The 13,704-nt window shown below is 30.6% G+C and carries 6 protein-coding genes; 4 read left to right on the top strand and 2 right to left on the bottom strand.

Translation table 11 applies throughout. The annotated features are described in order from the left end of the window. The 3 genes from MHN29_RS12660 (at position 1) to MHN29_RS12650 (ending at position 3,854) form a co-directional block, all read left to right on the top strand. Positions 1-1,398 carry a peptide MFS transporter gene (locus tag MHN29_RS12660; protein ID WP_235274942.1) on the top strand — a complete coding sequence of 466 codons (1,398 nt, stop codon included), beginning with the start codon at positions 1-3 and terminating at the stop codon, positions 1,396-1,398. Positions 1,399-1,474: 76 nt separating this feature from the next. Continuing rightward, positions 1,475-3,238, top strand: a complete 1,764-nt coding sequence (locus tag MHN29_RS12655; protein ID WP_235274941.1) for a peptide MFS transporter — start codon at positions 1,475-1,477, stop codon at positions 3,236-3,238. A gap of 97 nt (positions 3,239-3,335) precedes the next feature. After that, positions 3,336-3,854 carry a DUF255 domain-containing protein gene (locus MHN29_RS12650; protein WP_235274940.1) on the top strand — a complete coding sequence of 173 codons (519 nt, stop codon included), beginning with the start codon at positions 3,336-3,338 and terminating at the stop codon, positions 3,852-3,854. Positions 3,855-3,862: 8 nt separating this feature from the next. On the opposite strand, the gene MHN29_RS12645 is transcribed toward MHN29_RS12650, so the two are convergent. Further along, positions 3,863-5,884, bottom strand: a complete 2,022-nt coding sequence (locus tag MHN29_RS12645) for a ComEC/Rec2 family competence protein (protein ID WP_235274939.1) — start codon at positions 5,882-5,884, stop codon at positions 3,863-3,865. 167 nt (positions 5,885-6,051) lie between these two features. Here MHN29_RS12645 and MHN29_RS12640 point away from each other — a divergent pair, with 167 nt between their 5' ends. Continuing rightward, complete coding sequence (locus MHN29_RS12640) at positions 6,052-12,996, top strand: GEVED domain-containing protein (protein ID WP_235274938.1); 6,945 nt, start codon at positions 6,052-6,054, stop codon at positions 12,994-12,996. Here MHN29_RS12640 and MHN29_RS12635 read toward each other — a convergent pair. Then, on the bottom strand, positions 12,983-13,696 hold the full coding sequence (locus tag MHN29_RS12635; protein ID WP_235274937.1) for a response regulator transcription factor: 714 nt from the start codon (positions 13,694-13,696) through the stop codon (positions 12,983-12,985). The two genes, MHN29_RS12640 and MHN29_RS12635, sit on opposite strands and share 14 nt — an antisense overlap. Positions 13,697-13,704: the final 8 nt, after the last annotated feature.

The following is a 13,704-nucleotide window of genomic DNA, read 5'->3' as shown; positions in this document are numbered from 1 at the left end:
ATGGCGCAATTATCAAACAAGCAACCTCATGAAAAAGAGGTTTTCGGACATCCAATAGGACTTTATGTTTTATTCTTTACAGAACTTTGGGAGCGTTTTTCTTATTATGGAATGCGTGCATTGTTAGTGCTTTTTTTAACAGCAGCAGTAACAAGTGATAATCCAGGTTGGGGTTGGACAGAGTCTGAAGCTATTTCGCTCTATAAGTGGTACACAACCTTAGTATATTTAGCTGCAATTCCTGGAGGAATTATAGCTGATAAACTTTTAGGGCAAAAGAAAACAGTAATGCTTGGAGGATTGTTGCTATGTATTGGTCATGGTGTTTTAGCTATTGATGCACCTTGGGCTTTTTATACAGGTTTAGGATTTATTATTGCTGGAGTAGGAGGGTTAAAACCTAATATTTCTACTATGGTAGGAGGATTATATGGAAAAGGAGATGATAGAAGAGATAAAGGATTTACTATTTTTTATATAGGAATTAATATTGGAGCATTTTTAGCTGGAATTATCATAGGACAGTTAGGGGAGAATGTTAATTGGCACTATGGATTTGGTTTAGCAGGAATTGGAATGTTCATTGGACAAATAATTTACATGTGGGGTCAAAAATACTTAAAAGGTACAGGTAATTTTATTGGAGCTAAAGAAGCTACTCTAGAAGAAAAGGAGGCAATGAATAGACCTTTAACAAATATTGAAAAGGATAGAATTAAAGTAATGTTATTATCTTTTTTAATTGTAATTGTATTCTGGGGAGCATTTGAACAAGCTGGAGGTTTAATGAACTTATATGCGAAATCTAAAACTGATAGAATGTTGTTTGGATGGGAAGTGCCAGCTTCTTATTTCCAGTCAGTTAATGCCTTCTTTATTTTTACTTTAGGTATTCTAGTGGCAAACTTCTGGATTAAATGGGGAAGAAAAGGAAAAGAATCTTCATCATTATTCAAGATGGCAACAGGTGTAATTATTATGGGACTTGGTTTTGTATTTATGTCATTTGCTTCTAGTCAGTATGAAACAACGGGTACTTCAGGAATGTACTGGTTAGTGTTGGCATATTTATTTCACACAGTAGGAGAGTTATGTACATCACCAGTATCTTTATCATTCATTACAAAATTAGCTCCAGTAAAATATGCGTCGTTAATGATGGGAGCCTATTTTGCTGCTACTGGTTTAGGTAATTTTGTTGCCGGGACTATTGGAGAACAAATTAAAAACTTTTCTGAGCTACAGTTATTTACAGGAATCACGATTTTCTGTGTGATTTTTGGATTATTAATTATAGCATTATTGAAACCATTGAAGAGATTAACGCATGGAGCTGAAGATATTAATGGTTCAAAGCATGAAGAAGCAGAAGGATTTGAACTAGCTGATAATAACTAATAAAAAAAACGAAACCTTGTAATATATATAAAGTATTACAAGGTTTCTTTCATTATATAAACTATACAACAGAAATATGAATACAGATATTGAAAATCTATTTAAAGACAAGGTGTTAGGACATCCAGCAGGGCTGTTCGTATTGTTCTTTACAGAAATGTGGGAACGTTTTTCGTATTACGGAATGCGTGCATTATTAGTTTTATTTTTTACAGCATCATTACTAGATGATGGTTGGGGCTGGCCTCGTGAATGGGCGTTCGCTATTTTCGGAACATATACTTCATTAGTTTATCTTTCTACTATGGTTGGAGGGTATTTTGCTGATAATATAATTGGTATTAGAAAAGCAGTAGTTTGGGGAGCCTTATTAATGACTTTAGGACATGCTTGTATGGCTGTAGAAACACCATTCTTTATTTATGCTGGATTAGGCTTATTAGTCATAGGTAGTGGTTTCTTTAAACCAAATATGACTTCTATTATTTCTGAAATGTATAAAGGGAAAGAAGAGAAAAAAGATGGAGCCTATACAATTTTCTATATGGGTGTAAATGCAGGAGCTTTCTTAGGAATTCTTTTATGTGGATATTTAGGAGAGAAAATAGGATGGTCTTGGGGATTCGGAGTAGCAGGAATTTTCATGTTATTTGGATTGTTACAGTTCTGGTTTGCACAAGGGATATTTGGAAATATTGGTAATGGTCCTAAAAATAAAAATGTAGATGTAATTGATGATATTACAGCTGATGAAAATGAAGCAGAAGAAGGAAGAAATCCATTTACAGGAGTTCAAAAAGTATTAATAGCTATTGCTTCTCTTTTAGGTTTATTATGGATATTTAATGACCCTATTTCTAAGATTTCTGAAGGAAAATACAATGTGTTTCCATTTGAAGTAGCTGGATTATCAGGTTCTACCATAGCAATTTTAGTAGCCTTTGCCATATTTATTGCTTTATTAGTAATTCGTATACCAAAATATACACCTGTTTTAAGAGATAGAATGTTAGCAGTAATGTTCTTTGCATTTGTAACTATTTTCTTTTGGGCAATTTTTGAACAATCTCCAAGTTCATTAACAGTATTTGCAAAAGATTATACACAAAGAACTCTTGTAGGAAGTGCAGGAATGATTTTTAAAATAGTAAACTCTTTAATGACTATAGTTCCTTTAGGTATTATAACGTGGGTTTTATGGTTATTATTTAAAAAGACATTTGCAAAATATGCTTGGTCAAATATATTCTTAGGAATCAGTTTTGTTATTATTTGGTTTATTGCTTTATGGATGTTAAACGAAGAGTTTCAAAAAGAGAAAGCTGAAATTCCAGCATCATGGTTCTCAGTATTAAATTCATTATACATTATTACATTAGCACCATTATTTTCTAAATGGTGGGAAAGTAAATACAATCCAAACGCTAATATGAAGTGGGCTATTGGAATGGGATTATTAGGTTTAGGAATGGCTGTTATTGCTATTGGAGCTGACGGAATAGAGCCTGGAGCTAAAACTGCATCAGTTAGCATTATTTATTTAATTTTAGTCTATCTTTTCCATACTATGGGAGAGTTATGTGTGTCGCCAGTAGCATTATCATACGTTTCTAAATTAGTGCCAGGTAGAATGATTGCTTTCATGTTTGGTATTTGGTATTTAGCAGTCGCTATTGGAATGAAATTAGCAGGAGTATTTGCTGAGTCTTCTGAAGCAATAGCACAAGAACAAGGATTAAGTAGCTTTTTCTGGTTATTAACATTTGTTTCTTTAGGTTTAGCAGTGTTGTCAGCAGTGCTTTACCCAGTAATTAAGAAGTTAATGCACGGGGTAAAATAACCCTAAATAAAAGTTAAAACAATATTACAACCTGCTAAATATTAATATTTGGCAGGTTTTTTTGTAAATTTGGAATACTTATTGAGACTTAAGAGATATGAAGAAATTAATATTAGTAGCAGTTTTAGTAATTGTTTCAGCAGGAGTGAAGGCTCAGGATAAAGTTAATTGGTTAACTTTTGAAGAAGCAATGGCAAAAAATAAAGTAAATCCTAAACCAATTTTAATCGATTTATATACAGACTGGTGTGGTTGGTGTAAGAAGATGGATAAAACAACTTATAAAAATGAAGTAATAGTTAAATATATTAATGATAACTATTATGCAGTGAAGATGGATGGAGAAGGAAGAGAAGATATCAGTTTTCAAGGAAAAACATATAAGTTTGTTCAACAAGGGAGAAGTAAATATCATGAATTAGCAGCTGCTATAATGAAAGGAAAAATGAGTTATCCTTCAACAGCCTTCTTTAACGAAAAAGAACAATTGATTCAAACAGTACCAGGTTATATGCCAAAAGAACGTTTTGAAAAAGTGTTAGCGTTTTTTAATAATGGCAATTATAAAAAAACAAGTTGGAAAGAATTTGAAAAGAACTTTAAAGGTTCAATCTAAAATACGTTTTAGTTAATAAAATAAGCTCCGTTTTTACCAGTATAGTAAAACGGAGTTTTTTTGTTTTTACAAGTTAAATTCCATCGAGTTACATCGCTTTTATAATTGCTTCCATCAGCAATTATTAATTTAGGATTTAATGTACTTATTAGACGAACTAAATTGACTTTGGGAGAATTTTGTAAAATAACAATTGAATTTTTAATTGAAAGTTTATAAATATTTAAACTGTCAATAATTAAAATAGTATCAGATTTAAATTTAAACACATTGGTTTGAGGGGTAATTACAGTTTTATTTATAGATTCATTTGTGTTATAATTCTTAATTATATTTTTAGTAGAATTATTCAGGATATCTAACGATTGAAAAACTTGTAGTTTTTTGCCATTTCGTATTCCTATTAAGTTTTTTCGTTGATTATGAAAAACGATTACTTCTTGTTTATTTTCTTGAATATACTTTTTGAAAATCAGATGCCCTTGAAGAAATAATACTGTTGTTAATGTATAGATGAAATAATTCACCTTTTTTGAAATAATGAATTGAAAAGAAAAGATGAGTATTAAATACCAAAACATCATTTCATAAAAAGACATTGAAATTTCCTGAAATAAAAACTTCTCTTGATTGGAAATCCAGTCAATAACTTTATTCATTTTAGAAATAATAAAAGCATAAGAGTTAATTAAAAATGAAGGTGTAGAATTACAAGAAGCTAATATTATAATTAAAATCCCACCAATTAAGATAAATGTTAAGCATGGAATTATAATGAGGTTTGAAATAATAAATAAACTAGGGAATTGATGGAAATAGAATAAGCTAATAGGTAATACACTAATTTGAGCTGCAATAGATACGGTAAATAAATCCCAGAATTTTTTAAAGAAAAAAAACTTAGGTTTCCATAAGGTTGATAATCTTGGTTGTATCCAAATAATGCCAAAAACGGCTAAGTAACTTAATTGAAATCCAATATCAAATAAAAATAAAGGTTTTATTAATAACAAAAAGAACATAGAGCTAATGATAGAGAACTCGATAACTTTCTTTTTTTCAAAAACCTTTCCAATATTAAGAAAGCTAAACATAGTAACTGCTCTAACAACAGAAGCAGATAATCCAGTTATAAAAGCAAATGACCATAGCAATAAAATAACAAAGAGAGTTGTAGCTATACGACCGTATTTAAGTTTTTCAAGAGGTTTAAATAAGTTGTTTAAAATTAATAGAATAATACCTACATGCAAACCAGAAATAGCTAAAATATGAATAGCTCCTGCTTTAGTGTAGCTCTCAAGTAATTTTCTCGATATATTTTTCCTTTCGCCTAATAATAGAGCATTAATAACTGCTCGTTCTTCAGGTTTGAAATGGAGTTTGTTTAAAGAAGATTGAATCTTGTTTCTGAAATTTTCAGCAAGACCAATTAGTGAAAATGTTCTATCTTTTAAAAGTTTGAATTCATTTTTATTAATAAAGGCTTGATGATAAATATATTGTTTAGCTAAATAGTGCTTGTAATTGAATTGATAAGGATTAAGAGGAGAAAGAATATCTTTAAATTGAGCTTTCATAAAAACTCGATCATCAATTTTTAAGGAAAAAGAAGAACTGTCTTTTTTTATGTTTAAAAGGATATTACCTGTTGTTTTCTTTGTGTCAACTTGAACTATTTGAGCAACAAATTTATGATAGTATTTGTTAGACCTTAATTTTTTTCTGATAACTAATACAATAGAAGAATTCTTAGAGGCAAACTTATAGTAGAAGTTAGAATAATTTTTAGGGTTATTTATAAATGTGGTAGAAACTCCAATAAAAATAAATAGCAGGAGTGCTGTTACTGAAAATAATTTACGTAGTTTTTTTCTCTTTAAAATGTATAATATAGATAGAGTTGAAATTGTAACAATACCAGTACTAATAAAATTATATTGCCAAACTTTAAAAAAATACTGTAAGATAATTCCACAAATAATACATAAAAGGAAATGAAAAGGTAAAAAGTTCAATAGTTTTCTCATAGCATTTCTAAAGCTATGTTTTTTTTATCTACTAGCATTTACCGTTTATTACATATTTACTACCGTTTATTACGTAAATGTATACGGTTATTGTTTTTCATGAGGAAATTAGCGATATAAAACGTCACTTTGCATATTGAAATAATTGATATCCTAAATTATTAAATATGAAAAAAGTAGTACTCATAATAACTCTACTAGTCTTATTCTCTTGTAAAAGAGAATCTAAAAAAGAGCTGTTTTTTTTAGGTAAAAATGCATACGAATATCCAGTTTGGCAAGATATGCTCTTACAAGAAAAAGTTAAGTTTACGGATGTTGTTTTAGCATTTAAAGCTTATGGTTCTACTCATGATTTAGATAATGAAACCATAGAGCATTTTGAAAAATTAGAAAAAAGATTAAAACCAACATTAGATAGTGAAGGTTATTTTACTTCAGATTTAGGGTACTATAAAGAGTTAATAGCATATAGAAAAGCATTGCCAAATACTATAAAAGCATCAACAAATTATGAGAAAGCAGCAGCGTTTTTTACATCGAGTATTCCTAATAGTAATGGTTACGGAAACTGGAAAAATTTAGGACCTTTTGGTGATCCAGAAGTACGTTGGGCAGCTACGGGAAATGGAGCTATTGAATATTTAGAAATGCACCCAACAAATCCTGCAATAATGTATGCGTGTGCAAGAAATGGTGGTATGTGGAAAACAGTTGATTATGGGAAAAATTGGGAGCCGCAAACCGATTATTTTGCTACTAATAATACCTCGTGTATTGAAGTAAGTAAAGAGAACCCATCAATATTATATTTAGGAGCTGCACAAGATCAAAAAATTTGGTATTCGAATGATGATGGAGTCTCATGGCAAGATCGAAGTTCAGGATTATCTGGAACTATTTACGATATACATTCAGATCCTTCTGATGCAAGTAGAGTACTGGCAGCAACTACCAATGGAATTTATTTGAGTACAGATTCGGGAATAACTTGGAATTTGAAGTTAAGTGGAAGATACACAGATATTGATTTAACGGATAATTGGGATTTAATAGTTGTATCAGATGATAATGATAATATAGCACCTGTTTTAAACTTTTCTAAAGACAAAGGGGATACTTTTATAGAGAAAAATATTATTACACATTTAAACGAAGTTGATCGATTTTATTTAGCAATTTATAAACCACCTACAGGAGCTACTAAAGTTTTCGCTTACGGATTAAAATTATCAAATACTCCAACAAGGTTTATTGGTTTATGGAAATCAGATTATGACCCTAACCCAGCAGATAATACTTCGTTCTTTAATTTTACAGAAGTAAAGCATCCAACATATAATTATCCTAATGGAGCTGTTCCTTTGGTAAAATCAAATACAGCACCTGGATATGCAGAAGAGACATCAGATTATTATGGTAGTATTAATCCCTACCAAACAGCAACTTGGATAAGTGATTTTTATGTAAGTCCAAATAACGAAAATAGGATGTTGTTATTCAGAGAGAAGTTTTGGGGAAGTGAAGATGGAGGTGTTTTATGGGAATACAAACCAAGCTATGGAGATAGTAACTGGGCTGATAATAGATATGTAACAACTAATGTTGCAAAAGACTCAGTATTTTGGTGTAATGATGGAGGTATTTGGGCAATAAAAGAAAGTGATTTATTTCCAACAGATGCGGAAGTAACAGCTTCAGGTTTGTCAAAAAATGCTTATTTAAATAGTAAAGTAGTTTCTAAAAATGGAGGGCTTTGTGTTTCTGAAGGAAGTCAAATGGACGTAAGTCAAATGAATAAAGGAGTATTTATGACTGGGGGGCAAGATATAGGTCAAGTATTTACCAGAAATGGAAGAGATAGTCATGTGGCTTCTGCTGATGTATATAGAGGAAGAATACAGCCTAATGATGATACTAAATTTATCACAGGAAGCCTGTTGGTAAAATTAGATGGAGGCACAGATATTTTTGCTGTTCATAATAATATAGAAGCGGATAACTTTAATTCTAATAGATTGTATGGTTTTACACTTGATGATGTACGTTTAGTTCGCTCTCCATTAAATAAAGATGGTTGGTTAGTAAACGGATTTAAAGGTGAAAATCAAGCAAATTCTTCTGGGCATTCATGGACACCAGTTCATGATAATTGGGAGACTGTGAAAGTAACTTCGGCTGGAATTACAACATTACATCCTGGAACTTTTGAACAATCCAAAGCAAATAAAGAGTTAGCTTTTTTAGGAGATGAAGTAGGAAATAGACTGTTTTACACAGAGAATTTATCAGCAGCAGAACCAACATGGATAGAGTTACCAAACGCGCCTAAAGTGTCTCGTTACAGAATTGCCACACATCCTTATAATGAGAATTTAATAGTTATAGCTACAAATTCAGGAGTATATATTTCTAAAGATAAGGGAGAAACATGGAAGTTAAAAGGAAATTTCCCATCAACAAATCCTAATGCTGTTTTAATTGATAAGAATACTACCGAAGGAATTTATGTTTACACCACTTTAACAGTATATTATTCAGATGAAAATTTAACTAATTGGATAGAGTTTAATAAAGGTTTACCATTGCAAAATAATACTGATATGCGAATAGCCTATTATCCCAATAATGATAATAGATTATACATATCAAAATATGGAAGAGGAGTTTGGAGTTCAAGCTTACAATCAGTTTTAGATAAAAATGGAAACAAACCTGTTGCGGATTTTAGTATTTATGGAAACGATCCAAATGAAATTATAGAAGGTGAATCGATAACACTTGTAGATTTATCATCAAATGCAACAGAATTACAATGGATTATAGAAAACGGAAGTGATGTAATAAATGTAGGTAATGTAGCGAGTCCAAAAGTAACATTATCTACAATAGGATATTATAAAGTAACATTAAAAGCAAGTAATACAAATGGCTCAGATACCATTGTTAAAGAACAATATATCTATGTTAAAGCCAATCCAATAACGCCCAATTGCGTATTAATTAGTACTTGGGATCTTCCATGGTTTAAAGGAATTAGCACTATTAAGTTAAATGAAGAAGAATATAATGTAACGGATAAGAGTAATTATGTGTCTGCAAATAAGGTGTTTAGGTTTTTTTCAGGAGAAGAATCATCAATTTTTATAAAAGATAGTTATGCAGGTTCGTTTAACCTTTATTTAAAAGCATGGATAGATTATAATAATGATGGTGATTTTGATGATACTAATGAAGAAATAATTAGCTCAGGAGGATTGGTAGATGAATATACGTCTAATTTTACTGTGCCTAATTCAGCGGTTAAGAATAAATATCTATTAATGAGAGTAATAGGTATTGAATCTTCAACAGCACCAACCTCATGCCAAACAACAGGTACTGCACAAACAGTTGATTTGCTAGTAGAAGTAAAATCTAAAGTAAATTTCAATAATATACAACATTCATTAGTTAATAGTAATAGTGTAACCTTAGAAGCTACATTTGATGGAACGACTAATGTTATCAATTCAGGATTTGTATATTCTAAATTTAATGGAGATTTAAATATCAACAACTCATCTGTTAGTATTCATTCTTCAATAGTATCAAATAATACGATATTTCAAAATACAATAAGTGATTTAGATTATAATGGAAAATACTATTATCGTCCATTTGTTAGGGATGAAAATGGAATTTATTATGGAGATATACAAAACTTTGAATTAGTACCATATAAAATACCTTTAGCAGAAAGTTTAGTGGCTTTAAACTTGGGGAATAATCAATGGAAGTTAAAAGGAGTGGTTTTTCCCGAGAATAATAATTTAGAAGGACTATTTATAGAATATGGTATATCTAATTTTGACAATAGTATTTCATTGAATCCAAGTTCATATAGTGGTAATAGCAAGTTTAATATTGAAACAGAGATTAACACTGTTTTAGGAAATTCATATAAGTTTAGAATTAAATATATCGCAAATGGAAAAACATATTATAGTAATATAATTGAGTTTAATACCGATAAAACAATATGTACGCCTTTTATAGATAATAGTCCATGGTTTAAAGTAATTGGAAATGTAACTTTTGATGGGAACTCTAATAATAGTTCAGGAAGTGAAGGGTATCAGGATTTTACAAATATAATTTTCGAAGTTAAAGAAGGAGAAAGCTATCCAATTTCAATTACCGATTCTTATGCTCCTGGGTTTAATTTAAGTTATGCAGTTTATATAGATTACAATAATGATGGAGATTTTACAGGGTATAATGAAGTAGTGGCTAGTCAAAGTGTAGCTAGTGGAGAAACTTTTACAGGAACTATAACTATTCCTACAGAAGATGTTGTTTATGATACTACTTTAAGAATGAGGGTTATTGGTTATGAAGGAAATCTAAATAGTTGTCAAATATCAACTGGTCAAATAGAAGATTATTTAATTAAAATTGAATCAGTACAGAATACGATTACAGCAGTAACAGAAACTTTTACAGGAATCAATGGAAAAGTAGGAAGAGTCACAGCTAGCGTTTTGTCGAATGATATGTTGAATGGTGTTTTATTAAATGCTTCAGAAGTAACTTTAACAGCAGGAACTTCCCCAGCACCTCAAAATGGAAGTATTGTAATGAACTCCGATGGAACAATAACCGTAAGTTCAGAAACCACAGCTGGTACTTATGATTATGAATATACCATTTGTGAAAAATTAAATTCATCAAACTGTAGTACAATTATAAGTAAGGTAGTTGTAGATAGTTCTATAATCGAAGCAAAAAGAGAAACTTTTACAGGAATCAATGGAAAAGTAGGAGGAGTTACAGCAAGTGTTTTGTTGAATGATACGTTAAATGGAACTTTATTGAACGCTTCAGAAGTTACTTTAACAGCAGGAACTTCACCAACACCTCAAAGTGGAAATATTATAATGAATTCCGATGGAACGATAACAGTAAGTTTAGGAACCTCCGCTGGCACTTATGATTATGAATATACCATTTGTGAAAAATTAAATCCATCAAACTGTAGTACAATTATAAGTAAGGTAGTTGTAGATAGTTCAGTAATCGAAGCTAAAACAGAAACTTTTACAGGAATCAATGGGAAAGTAGGAGGAGTTACAACTAGTATTTTGTTGAATGATACGTTAAATGGAATTTTATTAAACATTTCAGAAGTTACTTTAACAGTAGGAACTTCACCAACGCCTCAAAGTGGAAATATTGTAATGAATTCCGATGGAACAATAACCGTAAGTTCAGGAACGACCGCAGGTACTTATGATTATGAATATACTATCTGCGAGAAATTAAATCTATCAAACTGTAGTACAATTATAAGTAAAGTAGTTGTAGATAGTTCTATAATAGAAGCTAAAACAGAAACCTTTACAGGAATCAATGGGAAAGTAGGAGGAGTTACAACTAGTATTTTGTTGAATGATACGTTAAATGGAATTTTATTAAACATTTCAGAAGTTACTTTAACAACAGTTGCTTCCCCAACACCCCAAAGTGGAAGTATTGTAATGAATTCCGATGGAACGATAACCGTAAGTTCAGAAACCACCGCAGGTACTTATGATTATGAATATACTATCTGTGAGAAACTAAATCCATCAAACTGTAGTATAGTTACTAGTAAAGTAGTAGTGGATAGTTCAGTAATAGAAGCCAAAACAGAAACTTTTACAGGAATCAACGGAAAAGTAGGAGGAGTTACAGCTAGTGTTTTATCGAATGATATGTTAAATGGAACTTTATTGAATGCTTCAGAAGTTACTTTAACAGCAGGAACTTCACCAACGCCTCAAAGTGGAAATATTGCAATGAACTCCGATGGAACGATAACCGTAAGCCCAGAAACTACAGCAGGTACTTATGATTATGAATATACTATCTGCGAGAAACTAAATCCATCAAATTGTAGTACAGTTACTAGTAAAGTAGTAGTGGATAGTTCAGTAATAGAAGCGAAAACAGAAACTTTTACAGGAATCAATGGAAAAGTAGGAGGAGTAACAGCTAGCGTTTTTTCTAATGATATATTAAATGGTTCATTGATAAGTAATATTTCATACATCAATTTTACAGCTGGAACTTCTCCGAACCCATTAAATGGAAGTATTGTAATGAACTCTGATGGAATAATAATCGTAAGTTCAGAAACCACCGCTGGTACTTATGATTATGAATATACTATCTGTGAGAAATTAAATCCATCAAACTGTAGTACAGTTACTAGTAAAGTAGTTGTAGATAGTTCAGTAATCGAAGCAAAAACAGAAACTTTTACAGGAATCAACGGAAAAGTAGGAGGAGTTACAGCTAGTGTTTTGTCGAATGATATGTTAAATGGAGCTTTATTGAACTCATCAGAAGTTACTTTAACAGCAGGAACTTCACCAGTACCACAAAGTGGAAGTATTGTAATGAACTCCGATGGAACGATAACTGTGAGTTCAGGAACCACGGCAGGTACTTATGATTATGAATATACTATCTGTGAGAAATTAAATCCATCAAACTGTAGTACGGTTATTAGTAAAGTAATTGTAGATAGCTCTATAATAGAAGCAAAAGAAGAAATTTTTACAAACATCAATGGAAGAAAAGGAGAAGTAACTGCTAGTGTTTTATCTAATGATTTGTTAAACGGACTGCTATTAAATGTATCAGATATTGACTTAACAGTAGGAGCTTCTCCTAATCCATTAAATGGAAGTATTGTAATGAACTCTGACGGGACAATAACCGTAAGTCCAGAAACTACTGGAGGTACTTACGATTATGAATATACCATTTGCGAGAAATTGAATCCATCAAATTGTAGTACAATCATTAGTAAAATAATGATTGAAAATGATGTTGTAGATGCAAATTCAATAACTATATATCCAGTTCCAGTTACAAATACATTATTCATTTCAACTTATGGGCTTATTGGAGATCCTTTTGATATTCATGTTTTTGATGTTAATGGTCAGTCCATTTATAGAAAACGAGAATATTATAAAGGAGAAGATTTTAAGGTTGATACTAGTAAACTATCTGTAGGAATGTATATTATAAATGTTTATGGGACAAAGTTTAAGAAAGAAACTAAGTTTATGAAAATGTAGTTGAGGTTTCATCAGTGACTATAAATTTATAACCAGTGCCGTGTATGTTTTTTATTTGAATTGAAGTTGTGTTTTTAAAGTGTTTTCGAAGTTTGGAAATGAAAACATCTAAGCTTCTTCCAATAAAGTAGTTATCATCTTTCCATACGGAGTTTAAAATATAGTCTCTTTTAAGTAAAGTGTTTTTGTTTCTAGCGAATAATGCTAAAATATCAGCTTCTTTTTGAGTTAGTTGAGTAGTTTCACTATTATTAAAATTTAATATTAGGTTATCAAGATCTAAACTATAATTTGAAAAAGGAATAATATTTTTAAATGTTTGAATAGCAGAACTTCTTTTTAAAATAGCTTTAATTCGAAGCACTAATTCTTCAATATTAAAAGGTTTAGTTACATAATCATCAGCACCAATTTTAAAGCCATTAATTTTATCTTCTTTCATAGATTTGGCAGTTAGAAAAATAATAGGGATGTTAGTGTCTAATTTTCTTATTTCTTCGGCTAAACTAAAGCCATCCATAATAGGCATCATTACATCTAATAAGCAAATGTCAAAAGAATTTTTATTGAATTCGTTTAAAGCTAATTTACCATTAGGAAAAAGAGTTACATTAAAATGGTAGTTCTCTAAACTGTCTTTTAATAAAAAGCCCATGCTTTCATCGTCTTCAACTAATAAGATATGTTTTTGATTACTCATAATTAAAT

The sequence above is a fragment of the Tenacibaculum sp. Cn5-46 genome (assembly GCF_022347705.1).
GTDB lineage: Bacteria > Bacteroidota > Bacteroidia > Flavobacteriales > Flavobacteriaceae > Polaribacter > Polaribacter aiptasiae.
The sequence above is the reverse complement of the archived record's forward strand: the minus strand, read 5'-3'. Positions and strand labels throughout refer to the sequence as shown.